Below are 17,997 nucleotides of genomic sequence, written 5' to 3'. Positions count from 1 at the left end.
TTATTTAATCGTTTATTGTGCGCTGTTAGTATTGCTTCCAGTAAAATCTGCTGTAATGTCCCATGGCATACTTCCTGGTTTAAAAACTACAGTAATAGTAGTTGTTCCGTCTGACTTAACTGTACCACTTAAACTCGTACCGGTGATTGCCAGAATTTCTCCTGTAGTCTTTTGGGTGTCTGCTTCAAAGCTACCGATATTGAGTGAGTAACTACCGTCGTTTGCTTTAGTAACATTTACTCCCTTTACGGTGAACTTTTCAAAATAATTCATAGAACCGCTTGTGTTATTGAAGCCGCTAATTGTAACATCTACTGTACTGCCTGTTGGGTTTTCGATGATAACTTTGCAATCCTCAGTAGATTCAGTGGTATTTCCTCCTGGAGTGGTGACTGAAAGGGATAAATTAGTTTGGTATTCATAAGTATCTTTTATATAATAACCAACAGGAGTTTCTCCTTGTATGAAATCAATCTCCATTTTTCCCATAGGTACAGGAATATCAACATTGGCTTTCAAACTTAACACTTTAGAACCATCTACACTACCTTCTAATGTGTAGTCGTAGCTACCGCCTGTGCTGCCGCCCATAGACATGGCAACTTCACCGGAACCGCTGAAAGATTTATTAGAAGAAAGTTTTAAATTATTCAGAGTGAAATCTCCAGATCCGGATTTATATACCAAATTGATGGTACCATCTTCGTTGGCAGTGATTGTTGCTGTGGATTCATCACCCAACAAATAATCAGAGAACATATTGCATGCGCCGACTGAATAACCTTTATAAGCTCCTGCTATTTCTTTGGCAAGGTTAGGTTCATCGTCGTCGTTGTCGCTACAAGAAACGAAAGTAGAAGAAAGAGATAGTGCCATAAGGGCAACCATCCAAAAGTTTAAGATTTTCATACTTAATTTTGATAGATAATGATTAATTAAATTTCCAGCTGCAAAGTTACGGGGATATATATACGGGGGAAATACCTAAAAGAAATGAAAAAATGAGAGGCTTTAATTATATGTAGGTATTGGGAGGAGTGGATTAACTCGTTATTTTTGCAGTCTTTTACTAAATTGATGATTAAAAAATTAAAATGAGAAGAAAATGAAAGGCGGCTACAGTAGAAAAAGTGTATTGACAGGGATTACTTCTTTCCTGATTGTATTGTTTACTATGCCGTTGGGGCATGCATTAATGATTTTTATGGAGCATGTGCTCTCATCCACAGCTCTTCACTATGCGGCTTTCACGATGGGAGCAGTAGGTCTGGTGATGGTGATTATTGGAGTGTTTGCAAAAGGAGATACACGACAGACGTTATGGGGATTATTCGGAGGACTACTCTTCTGGACCGGATGGGTAGAGTTTATCTACGTATATTATGCACATCGTTATGAAGTGCAACCATTGCTGAACGCTGCCGGTGAAGTCGTGACAAAACCGGAATATTTAATCATGCCTTCCTCCTTCGGCTTTTGGGTGATGTTTATGCTGATTTACATTTTCAGTATAAAAAGCGGATGCGACTTCTTTACCTATCTTCAAAAAGTCTTTTTCCGTAAGAGTACCACCACGATTGTAGTACGGCCGATGACACGTCATACCTCGATTGTTACTTTTATGGAGTTAAATCTCATCATGTGGACGAGCTATCTCGTGCTACTTTTCTGTTATGATGAGAATTTTGTCGGCGAGCATAGCCCTGTTACTGCTATAGTTGCTTTCGGCTGTCTGGCAGGTTCATTTTTTATGTTTAAACGCCTGTTGAAAATCACTCAATGGGGATATGCCATGCGCTTTTCTATTGCTACGGTAGTAGTGTTCTGGACTTTTGTAGAAGTACTGGGACGCTGGAATATCTTTCATGAAATATGGGTAGAACCAATGGCATATACAACAGAGATGATTACGATACTTTTGGCTTTCTTAGCTCTGTTGGTATTTCTGTTCTACCAGTCTGCTAAAAAGAAGAATAGTCATAACTAAAATATAGAATCAGAAATTATGTTAGAAAAAGGATTGCAATTTATAAAGGAAGTAGTGGTTAAACCGGAAAATCTGGCAGTGGCAATGGGATCAGGCGATCTCCCTGTTCTTGCTACTCCCGCTATGGTAGCATTCATGGAAAATGCAGCTTTGTCTGCTGTTGAAGATCAACTGCCGGAAGGCAATACAACGGTAGGAGCAATGATTCAGTCTACACATCTTAAACCCACTGCATTGGGAGACACGGTTCTTGTAACAGCCACACTTCTTGAGGTAGAGGGACGAAAGTTAACATTTTCCGTAGTAGCCTCTGATTCACAGGGTAAAATTGGTGAAGGAACACATATACGTTATGTGGTAGACCGGAATAAGTTTATGGAAAAACTAGCCAGTCGTTAATACTGCCAAAAGTGGAAAGGGATGAACTAATCTTCGGGTAAGATGTTTTTTGTATATTAGATATAATAACAATATATAATATGGAACCTCATCATCACCACGAACATAGTCATCGGTTGACATCGCTCAATAAAGCTTTTATCATAGGCATCGCTCTGAATATAACTTTTGTCATAGTAGAATTCGGAGTAGGATTTTATTATAATTCTTTGGGGTTACTTTCCGATGCCGGGCATAATTTGGGTGATGTAGCCAGTCTGGTACTTGCCATGTTGGCCTTCCGGTTGGAGAAAGTTCACCCTAATAGTCGTTACACGTATGGATATAAGAAGAGCACGATACTTGTTTCTTTATTAAATGCAGTTATACTGTTGGTTGCTGTTGGCATTATTATTGCCGAGAGCATAGACAAATTGTTTCATCCGGTTTCGGTTGATGGTTCCGCTATCGCATGGACAGCTGGGGTGGGAGTGGTCATCAATGCGCTTACTGCATGGCTTTTCATGAAAGATAAAGATAAGGATCTGAATGTGAAGGGAGCCTATTTGCACATGGCAGCAGATACATTGGTATCTGTCGGTGTAGTTGCTTCCGGTATTATTATTACGTATACAGGATGGAGCATCATTGATCCGATTATCGGACTTGGCATTGCTGTTATTATTATTGTCTCTACCTGGGGATTGCTTCACGATAGCCTCCGGTTGTCATTGGATGGAGTGCCGGTGGGGATAGATGCTCAAAAAATACAGCAACTTATCATGGAACAACCCGGTGTGGAGAATTGTCATCATCTACATATCTGGGCATTGAGCACAACGGAAACTGCTCTGACAGCCCATGTTGTCATTGATGACGTAGAGAGAATGGAAGAAATAAAATGTTCAATTAAAAATAAGTTGGAAGAAGCGGGTATTCATCATGTGACACTCGAATTTGAAGATAAAAGTATCTCTTGTGAAACTAAAAATAACTGTTATTAGGTATTACTAAGAAATAATATAGCAATTTGTTGTGATTGTCCGGGCTGCATTAAGTATTTAATTTTGCGGTCCGGATAATTGTTTATAACAAAACGCTAAAATGAGAGCATTTATTATTTCTTTTTTTGTAGTTATTTTCATTTCTGCCATTAGTTTTCAAGCTACCTATGCCCAACAAAAAGACATTGTGCTGACCGGTATGGTCACAGATCATCAGGGAGAACCACTTCCTGGCGCTACGGTTCGTATTGGAAATACTCAATTTGGTACGGTGACTGATGCTAACGGACGCTATCAGTTGCGTGGAAGATGGAAAAAAGGAGACATGATTATCTTCTCCTTTATCGGAATGAAAGATGTCCGTGAAAAGTATACGGGACAGAATGTACAGGATGCAGCTATGCAGCAGGATGCCAAATCATTGGATGAGGTGGTCGTGGTGGCACGGCAGAATATCAATGAGTTGGATATTCGTGCAAAATCCGGTGTAGTGCAGAATGTAGATATGGGACGTCTGAATAGCAAACCTATGATTGATATGTCGTTAGCATTGCAAGGAAGTGTTCCCGGACTGATTGTTACCAATACAGGTGATTTGGGCTCAAAGCCGGAAATTCGTATTCGTGGAAACTCGTCTTTCCGTGAAGGGGATGCTGCAAATGAACCACTATATGTAATGGACGGACAGGTAATCTCATCCGATGCCTTTATGACCCTTAACCCGGCGGACATTAAAGAAATTAAGGTGTTGAAAGATGCTGTGGCATGTGCCTTGTATGGTATCAAAGCCGCCAATGGAGTAATAGAAATCACTTCCTTGCGCGGGAATCCCGATGGACGTACAACTACCAGTTACAGTTTCAATATGGGTATTACTACTCGTGGACGCAGGGGAGTCGAGATGATGGATACGGATGAGAAACTGGAACTGGAGCGCCGATTACAAAATCGTTCTACTCCCGGTTATCGGTACAGTGAGGATTACTATAGGAAGTATTTCGCCAATGATCCGAATTTGAACCAAATGATAGCCGAAGGGCAGGGAATACTCGATTCTTTGCGCACCATTCATACTGATTGGTTCGACGAACTGATTCATTTAAATACCTATCAACGTCATAATCTGAGTGTCAGAGGCGGATCGGAAAAAACGTCTTATTATGTATCCGCCAATTATGCCCAGCAAGGAGGACGTGTGCCGGGGAATGATACACATCGTTTTACTGCCACTATGAGCCTTGACCAGCAACTGGGTAGGGTGGGATATTTGTCATTAAGTGCCAATGCGGGATATTCTGAAACAGATACGCCGAATGGAAGTTCATATTCTCCTACCGATTTGATCTATCAACTCAATCCTTATGAAACAAAGACGGGAAAATTAGTTTCTTTTTCTAATGAAACTTCAGATTACACTTATAATGATTTGTTAAGTCAGTACAACAGTAAATCGACAGATAAACGCGGTGGAGTAAGTGGGAGTTTGAATTTGGAACCTCTGAAAGGATTGAGTATCGATGCTGTAGCAGGTATTGATATGCTTTTGAATGAAGGCATGACGCTGGTGCCTTCTACTTCTATCAGCGAACGAAACAGCGGGGTGGATGAAGCAGAGCGTGGAAAGCTCTCCAAAGAGAAAAACGTGACAACGAATGTTTCATCGAATGTCCGTATCACTTATAATAAGATATTTGCGGAGAAACATGATTTTACTATTGGCGGGAATATGGATTATTATATGACGGATGCGGATAATATTTCTATTACAGGATACGGAGTGGGTACGCAAATGTCACCATCCGCTATCAACCAGTCTATTTCCGGTAACAGAAAACCAGTGGTCGGTTCTTATAAGGAAAAGACTGCCCAATTGGGGTTGGGGCTGGTGATGGGATATAGTTTTGATAATACTTACGATCTTTTCGCGACCTACAAAGCGGACGCTTCTTCTATCCTTCCTGAATCCAAACGTTGGAATGCCGCATGGGCTATCGGTTTGGGATGGACGATCAGCCAGTATCCTTTTCTGAAAGATAATAATGTAATCTCCCGTTTGAACTTGAAGGCTTCTTACGGGCGAATGGCTAATCTGGCGGGAGTGTCTGCTTCATCAACGATTGGTACTTTTTCTTATTCGACTGATTATTATGGAAATGCACGTCTCCTGCAGTTACTCGCACTTTATAATACCGATCTGAAAGCGGAGCAGACGGCATCTACGGATATTAGTTTGTCGGTTGAACTATTCAAACGTCTGACTTTGGACGCCAACATTTACCGGCGTGAGACAAGCGATGCTTTGCTTGATGTTCCGGTTCCGCTGTCTAATGGATTCAGCACGATGAAACGCAATATTGGCGTGTTGCGTAATGAAGGCTACGAATTGAGTGCTTCCCTGAAAGTACTTGATACTTCTGATTGGCGTCTTTCGCTACGCGGATCACTGGCGTACAATCGTAATAAGGTAGTCGATTTGTATTATGCCGATCGCTTATATGCAAGTGAAGAAGCTATTATTCCTGATTATGAGGTAGGAAAATCGTATGATATGATTTATGGATTGAAGTCGTTGGGTATCAACCCGATTACAGGTCTTCCCGTATTTCAGGGAGCAGACGGGCGCGAAATACCAGCCACGGAAAATCCGTCGAAAGAGAACATTGTAGCTTTGGGTCATGCGACCCCTCCTTACAGTGGTATATTCAATTTAAGTTTTTCTTATCGTGATTTTGATTTGGATATGGATTTCTATTATGTATTTGGCGGAGTTAAATCTTATAGTTATTCATACGTCCGCTCTTCCGATGACGCTAATAAAAATGCCATAAAAGGGCAATTGCAGAATATGTGGTTTGAGAAAGGAGATGAAGGGAAGACGTACCATTCTCCTTTCTACAGTTCTTCGGCTATCGCCTCACTGGATTATCCGAATACGGAAACTGTTGGAAAGAGTGATTATCTGAAACTGTCAATGGTGTCATTGCGCTATCGTGTTCCGCACACATTTCTGGAGAAGAACTGTAATTTCATTAAATATGCCAACGTTGCTTTCCAGGCATCCAATCTGTTTATGATTACTCCTTATAAGGAATCTGATCCGGAAACAGGTTCGTTGGCGGGTACGATGCAGCCAGTGTTAACCATTAATTTGAGTTTGACTTTCTAAACATGGATGGATATGATGATTGTAAAAATGATAAATAAAAGTCGGATCAAAACTGTGATAGGCAGTCTTTTCCTGACACTTTGTTTCACTGCCTGCTCATTGAATATTCCGTATGAAAATCAGTTTTCGGATCCGGATGCCATAACAACGCCGAATACTGCCCGTGAGTTGTTAGCTGCTGCTTACAAGCAGTTGCCAAGTCCGGAATTTGACTTATCGGTATTAGGCGATGATTTTGAAACAACTTCCTGGATTTCCCGGGATGCGAGTTTGAATAATCTTTATAAATGGCAGACGCAACCCATAGAAGATCTCGCCGTTTCCATCTGGTCTGACTATTATGCAGCGGTAGCTATAGCGAATGCAGTGTTGGAACGTGTAGATGGCATATCGGTATCTACAACTGAAGAGACGAAAGCACTGCAAGCAGTGGTGAGCGAAGCGAAATTGTTGAAAGCTTATTGTTACTTCAATCTTCTCCGGCTTTTTGCACCGGATTATGAAGACGGGCCGGAAAAGGATGGAATCATATTGAAGGATCAGCTGGAATTGGGATTTCTGTATCGGTCGAGCATTGAGGAATGTGTGACTGCTATTCGTGAGTTGCTCAAGGAGGCCTTGATGGTGGAGAACAATCCTTCGGATGTTTATTGGTTTTCACAGTATAGCGGTTATTATATGTGGGCGGAATTGGAACTGTATGCTCATAATTATGAGCAGGCGGCAGAGTATGCACAAAAGGTGATCGATGAAAAAGGTGGCTATGATGTACTTGGTGAAACGGTGTATGCTACATTGTGGAGCAATTCGTCCTGTGCAGAACGGGTATTTTCTTTGTTTACAAACAGCAGCTATTACACCGGTATAAATTATGATACACATAAAGGGGATTACATGACAGTGAATAGTTCCCTGATAACCTTGTATGCTGATGGAGATATTCGTTCGGGAGCATCTGTATTTACCAAAGAAATGACGGATGATGCATTGGGCAACACGACGATGGAGAATTGCTTGGGTAAATATAATAAAATGAACTGGGAGAAGATAGAGCTGCAATATATCAATAAATATCGTGTGGCTGGTGCCTGTTTTATTCTGGCGGAAGCATACTGTCGTGACGGAAAGGGGCACGATGGACAAGCTGTCGGGGTGATGAACCGGTATTTGGAACAGCGTAATGCCACTTTGCTGGATACGCAGTTGTCCGGCGAGCCGCTACTAAAGGCTATCTTTCAGGAAAAATGGAAAGAGTTTGTAGGAGAGGGAGAACGCTATTTTGATTTGAAGCGATGTCGTAAGGGAGTACTGTCCGATTGGAATACTTCCGGTACGATGGCAACAGACAAACGTGTTCAGGCGGATGATTACCGTTGGACTTTCCCCATTCCGAGAGGAGAATATCTGTATAATGAGAATGTATCACAGAATGAAGGTTGGACAAAAATAGAGAACTGATAATTTTAATTATAAACGAATCAATAAAATGAAAAAAGAAATGAAGAAACTGTTTGTTTATACAATGGGAATGTTCCTGTTGTCTCTTGTCACATCGTGTGGAGATGATAAAGAAGATACCGGGTATACAGGCGTTAATAAGATTTATTTATCTGCAGAAAATCCGGTGATTGAAGAAGCGGAAGCAACTCCCCTCACGGTAAATGTCGATCTTACTACAGCTTGTGAGCAGGATGTTACACTTAATTTTGAGGTATTGGATGACGAAGCCGGTATTTTAAAATTGGTAAATAATCCGGTGACTATTCAGGCCGGTCAGAAGAAAGCGACTTTTCAAGTTGTATCCAATCAGAAAAATCTGTTGGCTGTAGATACTTATTTTCAGATTGGCATTTCTACTATTCCTGTAGAGAATATGGCTTTGAATGCAGTGTTAAGTGTGCGTGTGAAACCCGATCCGCAGATACCTGAACTTTCCGAAGAACAATTGGCATTGATTGAAGGCTATAAAACTAAATATAACATTGATTTGACAGACTGGCTGGGAATCGTTTCTTGTCACACAGTGGTAAATAGTCCTGCAGATGGATATTTAACTCCTTTTGTTCAAGCGTTCACAAAAGAATACGACGGGAAAACAATTATTACTTTGAGTGAGGAGGCTACGGCTGAAATGCCTGTGTTGAAAATGGTGGACAACCCGATGGGATTAACCGAATATCTATATTGGGTATTTCGTGCCGAAACGGTCGAAGACTCCGAGTATTGGACAGAGTCACCGGCATCACAGACCTTGATGGAACAGATTAATTGGAATAAAGATACCAATGAAAGCTTCTCCGCATCATTGAACGGTATAAAACTTAAAGATATTACTTCTTCTACTGCCACTGTAGACTATATAGGAGAAGGAACAGACTCTTATGGTGATCCGATAAAAGCAGTTCCGTTCTCATATACTTTTAGTGCATGGACCCGGCAACAAGAGTTGATGAAAACAGATCCAACTGCTCAAGAAATCTATGAACAGGGGGGAAGGGCAGAACCCGATTATTATTTGTGCAATACAGGTATTGACGAAGATGGTTGGGGAGATCCGGAAAATTTTGAAGAGTCTACCGGTAGTATTGATTTTACTGCTAAAAAGATGACCTTTAAATTTTTGATAGACCACACGAATGCCGGTGGATATACTCATGTAACAGTGACCTATGAGAAGAAATAATAAGAACTTGTATAAGTATGTTTCCATAGCAGCTATTTTAATAGCTGCTATGTGTGTGTATATACCTGGGTATGCGCAATCTGCTCCGATTTCCCTTCCAAAAGGAACTGTAGAGGGGTATTTGCCTAACGGACTGCATTATTTAATATTAAAAAACGCAGTTCCTGCTTCAAGAGTAGAGTTCCGTTTGATTATGCGTGTCGGTTCTGTTCAGGAAACGGAGAATCAGAAAGGATGTGCTCATTTCCTCGAACACATGGCATTTGGTGGAACCAGGTATTTCCCCAAACGTTCATTGGTGAGTTATCTGGAATCTAAGGGAGTGAAATACGGAATTGATATCAATGCTTTCACAGGCTACGATCGTACTATCTATATGTTTGCTGTCCCCACAGATCATGGGCAGGAGGCTGTTGTTGACAGTTCGTTGTTGATTATACGCGACTGGCTCGACGGAATATCTTTTCTTCCGGAGAAAGTGGAGAATGAGAAAGGAATCATTCTGGAGGAATTGAGAAGTTATGATCTCAATGATGATTTCTATCAGTTGAAGATTGGACAGGGTGTTTTTGGAAACCATATACCTTTGGGTACTGCCGATGATATTCGTAAAGTGACCCCTCAAGTACTCAAAGAATATTACAATAAATGGTATACTCCTTCACTGGCTACATTAGTGATAGTGGGAGATATTTCTCCTAATGAGATAGAGGCTAAGATAAAAGCAGGTCTCTCTTCATTAAAGAAACGTGTGGCTAAAGATTTCCGCATTTATCCGTTGGAGTATGCGAAAGGTATTCAAATATCGGAAGTAAGAGATTCGTTACGTAACCATACGAAAGTGGAGTTGATGATTCCTCATCCTTGTGTCGTTGAACGCACTATAAACGATGCTGTCAAGAAAGAAACCGGACGTTTACTGCTTCGGGCAATAACACAGCGCTTTCGGGAGCGTCACATCAAAGCGGATCTATCTGATTCCTGGTATTTGAGCGATAAGAATCATTTGGTATTGGCAGTAGAGGGAAATGACAGGAGCGAAATACTAAGTATTATAACTACTGCCGTAGCCGAATTAAACTGTTTGATTCGTGAAGGATGGGACAAGGAGGAACTGGCAGATGTCCGTACACAATTCTGCAATCAGCTATCTGAAGGCAATCCTGACGATGCGCGTTCTTCTATTTATTTCTGCGATGATTTTACTGATTATGTGATATCAGGTGATCGTTATATGACTGCTCCGGCGGAGCGGAAGCAATTGAAAGAAGCCATGTTACATGTGCAAAATAACGATTTGCAATTACTGTTAAAAGAATGGCTTATTTATCAGAAGCAAGCCATGCTTGTTGCCTGTAATTCTCATCCGGGTTTGGGAATGCCATTGACAAAACAGGAAATAGCTGAAGCGTGGGCAGAAGGTGAGCGAGCAGCATGTACACCTTATACTTATGTTCGCCAGGAAGAGAAAAAGGAAGTGCCGGTAGAAACACCCGCTTGTTTGGCTATTCGCCCTCCTTTTGATGCTACGATGATTGCTCATATCAATGTCTATAATGAAATGGGGGTTAGGGAAGTAAAGCTGAAAAATGGCATTCGTTTAATTATGAAGCCCACACAGGATGCTGACAGTACCTTATATCTGACTTCTTTCGCTCCACTCGGCACTTCTTCCTTGTCCGACGAAGAATATCCTTTGTTAGAGGGGGTTGGAGGATATATCGATATGGGAGGTATTGCGAAAGTAGACGGTCAGATTTTTTCCGAATATCTTTTTCAGAAAGAAATGTCAATCACTGTAGCTATGGAAAATCATTGGCATGGTTTTATGGGAATGTCTTCCACTGCTAATGCACCGGAATTCTTCAACTTGATTTATGAGAAGATTTTTGATCCTGAACTGAAATACGAAGATTTTGAAGAGATACGTCAGGGATTGATGCAGAATGAAGGGAAAGAAACCATGTTGGAGAAAATGCTGAAAAGAGATTCAGGGCGTCAGTTGTCTGCCCGTATCAATGAATTGATGGGAGCATCTATTACGCGTCCATCTATTCGCTCTTTTGCAGAACGGTTGAACCTCGATTCTATAGCCGGATTTTATAAGAAATTGTATACACGTCCCGAAGGAACTACGTATGTTGTATGTGGTAGTTTCAATCCGGATTCGCTCATGCGCCAGTTTGTGTCTGTATTCGGAAGAATTCCGGTTTCAGGAAATACGGTACAATACTCTTATCCTAATTTTGAATTGCCGGATAAAACCCTTATAGAGGGATTTCCTAATGATAACGAGACGCAAACCTTGTTTGATTATTTACTTTACGGTCATTACCAGCCTTGCCAAAAGAACACACTCATGTTGAAATTGATGCGAGATGTAATTCGTAACCGCCTGATTTCGGTCTTGCGTGAGCGGGAGTCATTGGTCTATTCTCCTTATATTTCATTGTTTTATGAAGGAATCCCGTGGGGTACATTCTACTTTGACATAAATGCTTCTGCTGATAATCGGAATATGGGGCAGATAGATCGTTTGCTGAAAGAAATTCTTCAGAGGCTAAAGGAAGAAGAAGTAGATATACAGGAATTACAAACCATCAAGCGCTCTTTCCTCTTGGCAAAACGTGAAGCATTGAATGAAAAATCACCGGCAGCATGGCGTACCACACTAGTCGGATTACTTAAAAATGGGGAATCATTAGCTGACTTTGAACAATACGAACAATGTCTTGATGAGATAACTCCGGTTGAGTTGCGTAAAGCTTTCAAAGAATGGATTGACTTGGATAATTATGTGCTATTATATTTGAGTAATAATAAATTAAAGAATGAAACAACAAATGATTAGGCGTTTATTAGTTATATTTTTGGGGTGTTTTTGCCTGCAAATGGTTACCTGTGCACAGGTAGGAGTGGACAAGCCTGCTTACGTGTTATATGATAATGCGGGGAAAGCAATTACTTACAGCCAGTTGATAAAGCAACTGGGAAAGTATGATGTCGTTTTCCTAGGAGAGATGCATAATTGCCCTATCACTCACTGGATGGAATTTGAAATAACCCGTTCCCTTTACCATATTCATAAGGATAAACTGATGTTGGGAGAAGAAATGATGGAGAGCGATAACCAACTGATCCTGAATGAATATTTGCAGCGTAAAATTTCTTACGATCGTTTTGAAGAAGAGGCGCGTTTGTGGCCTAATTATAGTACGGATTATTCTCCGGTAGTCTATTTTGCTAAAGAGAATAAGATTCCGTTTATTGCCACAAATGTACCCCGCCGTTATGCCAATGCAGTGAAAAACGGGGGACTTGAAGTGCTGGATTCACTGTCAGATGAGGCTAAAAGATACATTGCCCCTTTGCCCATTTCTTTCAATTATGATGAAAAGGAGAGTGAGGCAGCTTTTAGCATGATGAATATGATGGGAGGACAAAAATCCGGAGATAATTATAAGTTGGCACAGGCACAGGCTGTAAAGGATGCTACAATGGGGTGGTTTATAGCTCACAATATGAAAGATAAATTTCTGCATATTAATGGAAGCTATCATTCCGATTGGAAAGGTGGGATTATTCCCTATCTACTTCAATATCGTCCCGGGACAAGCGTTGTGACGGTTACTTCCGTACGTCAGGAAAACACGGATAAACTGGATGAAGAAAATAAAGGTCGTGCGGATTTCTATATCTGTGTACCGGAAGATATGGTAACCAGTTATTAAGAAAGTAAAGGAATCAGGTTAGTAAAACTCATAAAAGTCTCCATGATGCTGTGCGTCTGGAGACTTTTTTGTACCTTCGCGCCCTTAAACTAACTAACCTTTATTTTTATGTTTACTGACTTATTGCATTCCTCTTATTTTTCCCTTTTCCTGATTGTCGCATTAGGGTTTATGCTGGGAAGAATAAAAATCAGAGGATTATCTCTCGATGTGTCGGCAGTTATTTTCATTGCCCTTCTTTTCGGGCATTTTGGTGTTATCATTCCTAAAGAATTAGGAAACTTCGGTTTGGTGCTCTTCATTTTTACTATCGGTATTCAGGCAGGGCCCGGATTCTTCGATTCTTTCCGTAGTAAGGGAAAGACGCTCATTCTCATTACTATGCTTATTATTTGTTCCGCCTGCCTGACCGCAGTCGGGTTGAAGTACGCATTTGATATTGATACACCGAGTATTGTCGGTCTGATTGCCGGTGCGTTGACCAGTACGCCGGGTCTGGCGGTTGCTATTGACAGTACCAATTCTCCTTTGGCATCCATTGCTTACGGTATCGCATATCCGTTTGGAGTAATCGGCGTGATTCTGTTTGTCAAACTGTTACCTAAAATTATGCGGGTAGATTTGGATAAAGAAGCCCGTCGCCTGGAGATAGAACGTCGCGGACAATTTCCAGAACTGACTACTTGTATCTACCGTGTCACCAATTCGCATGTGTTCAACCGTAACCTGATGCAAATTAATGCACGCGGTATGACGGGCGCTGTTATTTCCCGTCTGAAGCACAATGATGAAATATCTATTCCTACAGCCCATACAGTGCTGCGTGAAGGAGACTACATACAAGCCGTAGGTAGCGAAGAATCATTGAATCAGCTTGCTGTGTTAATCGGTAAGAGAGAAGAAGGCGAACTGCCTTTGGATAAAACGCAGGAAATAGAATCTTTACTGTTGACCAAAAAGGACATGATAAATAAACAACTGGGTGATTTGAACTTACAGAAAAACTTTGGTTGTACAGTGACCCGTGTCCGTCGAAGCGGTATTGATTTGTCTCCATCTCCCGATCTTGCTTTGAAGTTTGGCGATAAATTGATGGTTGTCGGTGAGAAAGAAGGACTTAAAGGAGTAGCCCGCCTGTTGGGTAACAATGCGAAGAAACTGTCTGATACGGATTTCTTTCCCATTGCAATGGGTATTGTACTGGGAGTGCTGTTCGGCAAAATAAATATATCTTTCTCTGATAGTCTGTCATTCTCTCCGGGACTGACCGGCGGAGTATTGATGGTAGCCCTTGTGTTGAGTGCGATTGGTAAGACAGGCCCCATCATCTGGTCTATGTCCGGACCTGCCAATCAGTTGTTGCGCCAGTTAGGTCTGCTTCTTTTTCTAGCCGAAGTGGGAACTTCTGCCGGTAAAAATCTGGTAGCCACTTTCCAGGAAAGCGGATTGCTGATGTTCGGAGTAGGAGCTGCCATTACATTGGTACCGATGCTTGTTGCCGCTATTGTCGGACGTCTGGTATTTAAAATCAGTCTGCTCGATTTGCTGGGAACGATAACGGGAGGTATGACGAGTACTCCGGGACTTGCTGCTGCCGATTCAATGGTGGACAGTAACATACCGAGCGTAGCTTACGCAACTGTTTATCCGATTGCCATGGTATTCCTGATTCTATTTATTCAAATCATAGCTTCGGCGGTATATTAACAGAATTTTGTAGATTCATTGATTGTTAAATAAATAGTTCGTATCTTTGCCGCCTCAAAGAAAAAACGAGGTGAAACGATTGTTATTGAATATTACACGCTACTTCTTACCGATACTGTTTGTGTCGTATCTGGTAAGCTTCACATTCTTTGCCCACGTGCATGTGGTCAATGGCGTGACAATCGTCCATTCACACCCGTTTAAGAAAGGGGCGGCACATAAACACTCTACAGTCGAACTGCTGCTGATTCATTTTCTGTCTCATTTAACGGCAGACGGTGCAGCCGTAGTTTTTGCTCTTTCCCTTTTTATTCCTTTCTTATTGTATTTGTTGCTCGGCCGTTCGCCGTATGCTCACTATCACTGTCCGTATCATGGGGTAGTGGGACTTAGAGCACCTCCGGCTATTCGTTTCTCCATTCTTTGAATGATGATACCGTACCTTGCATGAGGTAGGGCATTATCTGTCTATCCATGTGAATACTTATCGAAAACGAATAACAAACGAAAAATGAAGAAATACATCTTTTCGCTTGTCTGCCTGTGCTGCACATTGTTGCCTGCCCTTGAAGGACAAGCTCATGAATATCCTAATCATCCTGAATTACGTAAGTCAGACGCCAATATCGTTGGCCATATTCTTGATAAAAACACCAAAGAACACTTGCCCTATATAACAGTCGCCTTGAAAGGTACGACCATCGGAACGGTGACCGATGCTACCGGGCATTATTTCTTGAAGAATCTTCCCGAAGGCAATTTTGTGCTCGAAGTTAGTTCGGTGGGGTATAAAACCGTCAGACGGAATGTGACGCTGAAGAAAGGGTGCACATTGGAAGAAGATTTCGAGATAGAAGAAGATGCAGTTGCTTTGGATGGCGTAGTAGTATCTGCCAATCGTAACGAGACTACCCGTCGCCTGGCTCCGACACTGGTGAATGTGGTGGACCTGAAAATCTTTGAGAATACCAATTCTACGACTTTGGCACAAGGATTGAGCTTTCAGCCGGGTGTCCGTGTAGAGTCTAATTGTCAGAATTGCGGCTTCCAGCAAGTGCGCATCAATGGACTGGATGGTCCTTATACGCAAATCCTGCTCGATTCCCGTCCCATTTTTAGTGCACTGTCCGGTGTGTATGGCATCGAGCAGATTCCTGCCAGCATGATAGAACGTGTGGAAGTGATGCGTGGAGGCGGATCGGCTTTGTTCGGCTCGTCTGCTATTGCCGGAACAATCAATATCATTACCAAAGAACCGATGCGCAATTCCGGTATGTTGTCGCATACCATTACAGGTATTGGTGATGGCGATGCTTTTGACAACAGTACAGCGCTGAATGCATCACTTGTGACGGACGACCAGCGTGCCGGTTTGTATATCTTCGGTCAGAATCGCCATCGTTCTGCGTATGACCATGATGGTGACGGATATTCTGAAATCCCCAAGATACACGGCCAGACCATCGGTTTCCGTTCATTCCTGAAAACAACGACATATTCGAAACTAACTTTTGAATATCACCACATGGAAGAATTCCGTAGGGGAGGAGACTTGTTGAACCGTCCGCCTCACGAAGCGAATGTGGCGGAACAGACCGAACACTCGATCAATGGTGGAGGACTGAAATTTGACTATTTCTCACCTAACGAGAAACATCGTTTCAATGTGTTTGCATCAGCGCAGCATATCAATCGTGACAGCTATTATGGTGGCGGCCAAGATCCGAATGCCTACGGAAACACCACCGACTTAAACTGGATGGCAGGATCGCAATATGTCTATAGTTTCGGAAAATGTATCTTCATGCCTGCTGACCTGACTGCCGGAATAGAATTCAATCAGGATAAACTGGAAGACAATATGTGGGGATACCACCGTACAGTAGACCAGAAAGTGAATATCGGTAGTGCTTTCTTTCAGAATGAATGGAAGAATGAGCATTGGGGATTTCTGATTGGCGGTCGTTTGGATAAACATAACCTGATTGACCATGTGATATTCAGTCCGCGTGCCAATCTGCGGTATAACCCGACAGAAAACATCAATCTTCGTTTCAGTTACTCATCCGGTTTCCGTGCTCCGCAGGCTTTCGACGAAGATTTGCATGTGGAGAATGTGGGCGGTAATGTGGCGATGGTTGAACTGGCCGATAATCTGAAAGAAGAAAGATCACAGAGTTTGAGTGCCTCGGCAGATATTTATCATCGTTTTGGTGCGTTTCAGGTTAACTTCCTGGTAGAAGGATTTTATACAAAATTATCAGATGTATTTGCCCTTACCGACGGAGAGATAGTGGATGGAATCCTGACACGTACACGTTACAATGCACCGGGAGCCCGTGTGATGGGACTGACTTTGGAAGGAAAGATGGCATACCTGACTAAATTCCAGCTTCAGGCAGGAGTCACTTTGCAGCAGAGCCATTACAGCGAACCGCACGTATGGAACCCAGACGCTCCGGCTGTAAAGAAAATGATGCGTACACCGAATACTTACGGTTATTTTACAGCAACCTATACCCCGATAAAACCATTATCTATCGCTCTTTCCGGTACATATACCGGTTCGATGCTGGTTCCCCACGAACCAGTTCCGGGATTCCTTGAAAAACCGATAACGGTGAATACGAAGGACTTCTTCGATATCGGTTTGAAGGCTGCCTATGATTTCAAACTTTACAAGTCGATGAACTTGCAGGTGAATGCCGGCGTACAGAATATTTTCAATGCCTACCAGAACGACTTCGACAAAGGGGCTGACCGTGACTCCGGTTATATCTATGGTCCGTCATTGCCGAGAAGTTTCTTTGCCGGAGTGAAGATAAGTTATTAAAATTCGATTAAGATTTAAAATCGTCATAAATAGGGATTGTTTTGCATGGAGACAATCCTTATCTTTGCAAAAAACAAACTAAACCTTGACTTAGGTGCACAGAATAAATGTGCAAGATGACCGAATGAAACAATTGTACCTACATATAATGAAGTGGTTTCTGCCTGTACTGTTTATCTCGTACATGGCAGGAATTACTTTGTTTACTCACTCCCATGTGGTCAACGGGGTTACAATTGTCCATTCACATCCATTTAAAAAAGGCAGCGAACATAGCCATACGACGGTTGAATTCCAACTAATTCATCTCTTGAGTCATGTGTTGGTGACCGACAGCGGTTTGATACCAACATTCTCTGTTGCTGCTTTATCTCTATTATGCATCCTGTTTGTCCGCCCGCAAATAGAGCAATTTTACCGTTCTTGTCCGGGCGTAATATCTCTTAGAGCACCTCCTGTCGCTTAGTTTATCTTTTTGGGGGAACAGTATTTATGTATTAGGATCAAC

General features: G+C 42.0%; 12 protein-coding genes and 2 pseudogenes. 13 read left to right on the top strand and 1 reads right to left on the bottom strand.

The window, feature by feature from the left end; all coding sequences use genetic code 11:
- Nucleotides 1-12 precede the first annotated feature (12 nt).
- The gene (locus tag NQ505_RS21705; protein WP_032853653.1) at nt 13-909 is read right to left on the bottom strand and encodes a calycin-like domain-containing protein; all 897 of its coding nucleotides are present in this window, start codon (nt 907-909) and stop codon (nt 13-15) included.
- A 196-nt stretch (nt 910-1,105) separates the two neighbouring features.
- Here NQ505_RS21705 and NQ505_RS21700 point away from each other — a divergent pair, with 196 nt between their 5' ends.
- From NQ505_RS21700 to NQ505_RS21645, 13 genes and pseudogenes are all read left to right on the top strand, one after another.
- Nucleotides 1,106-1,987 (top strand): hypothetical protein, encoded by an 882-nt coding sequence (locus NQ505_RS21700; RefSeq protein WP_008999687.1) that lies wholly within the window; start codon nt 1,106-1,108, stop codon nt 1,985-1,987.
- Nucleotides 1,988-2,005: 18 nt separating this feature from the next.
- A complete protein-coding gene (locus NQ505_RS21695) occupies nt 2,006-2,386 on the top strand; it encodes a thioesterase family protein (RefSeq protein ID WP_008999688.1) in 381 nt (126 codons plus the stop codon).
- An 80-nt stretch (nt 2,387-2,466) separates the two neighbouring features.
- Nucleotides 2,467-3,369, top strand: coding sequence for a cation diffusion facilitator family transporter (locus tag NQ505_RS21690; RefSeq protein WP_008999689.1), 903 nt, complete (start codon nt 2,467-2,469; stop codon nt 3,367-3,369).
- 100 nt (nt 3,370-3,469) lie between these two features.
- Nucleotides 3,470-6,535: a SusC/RagA family TonB-linked outer membrane protein gene (locus tag NQ505_RS21685; RefSeq protein ID WP_008999690.1), complete on the top strand. Its 3,066-nt coding sequence runs from the start codon at nt 3,470-3,472 to the stop codon at nt 6,533-6,535.
- A gap of 12 nt (nt 6,536-6,547) precedes the next feature.
- Nucleotides 6,548-7,993 carry a RagB/SusD family nutrient uptake outer membrane protein gene (locus NQ505_RS21680; RefSeq protein WP_008999691.1) on the top strand — a complete coding sequence of 482 codons (1,446 nt, stop codon included), beginning with the start codon at nt 6,548-6,550 and terminating at the stop codon, nt 7,991-7,993.
- Nucleotides 7,994-8,021: 28 nt separating this feature from the next.
- On the top strand, nt 8,022-9,218 hold the full coding sequence (locus NQ505_RS21675) for a DUF4929 family protein (protein ID WP_008999692.1): 1,197 nt from the start codon (nt 8,022-8,024) through the stop codon (nt 9,216-9,218).
- A complete protein-coding gene (locus NQ505_RS21670; RefSeq protein ID WP_008999693.1) occupies nt 9,205-12,069 on the top strand; it encodes a M16 family metallopeptidase in 2,865 nt (954 codons plus the stop codon). The genes NQ505_RS21675 and NQ505_RS21670 overlap by 14 nt, the downstream gene beginning before the upstream one ends.
- A 40-nt stretch (nt 12,070-12,109) precedes the next feature.
- A complete protein-coding gene (locus tag NQ505_RS21665; RefSeq protein WP_232293024.1) occupies nt 12,110-12,949 on the top strand; it encodes a ChaN family lipoprotein in 840 nt (279 codons plus the stop codon).
- 108 nt (nt 12,950-13,057) lie between these two features.
- On the top strand, nt 13,058-14,656 hold the full coding sequence (locus tag NQ505_RS21660) for an aspartate:alanine exchanger family transporter (protein WP_004303746.1): 1,599 nt from the start codon (nt 13,058-13,060) through the stop codon (nt 14,654-14,656).
- 46 nt (nt 14,657-14,702) lie between these two features.
- Entirely contained in the window at nt 14,703-15,083 is a 381-nt protein-coding gene (locus NQ505_RS21655; RefSeq protein WP_004317845.1) for a hypothetical protein, read from the top strand.
- A gap of 84 nt (nt 15,084-15,167) precedes the next feature.
- Nucleotides 15,168-15,830, top strand: a pseudogene (locus tag NQ505_RS26280) (TonB-dependent receptor); the annotation flags it as partial.
- Between the two features lie 342 nt (nt 15,831-16,172).
- A pseudogene (locus NQ505_RS26275) lies at nt 16,173-17,489 on the top strand (TonB-dependent receptor plug domain-containing protein); the annotation flags it as partial.
- Nucleotides 17,490-17,613: 124 nt separating this feature from the next.
- Complete coding sequence (locus NQ505_RS21645) at nt 17,614-17,955, top strand: hypothetical protein (protein WP_032853655.1); 342 nt, start codon at nt 17,614-17,616, stop codon at nt 17,953-17,955.
- Nucleotides 17,956-17,997 lie beyond the last annotated feature (42 nt).

This window comes from Bacteroides sp. D2, from assembly GCF_025147085.1.
GTDB lineage: Bacteria > Bacteroidota > Bacteroidia > Bacteroidales > Bacteroidaceae > Bacteroides.
This window is presented reverse-complemented; position numbering and strand designations above follow the sequence as displayed.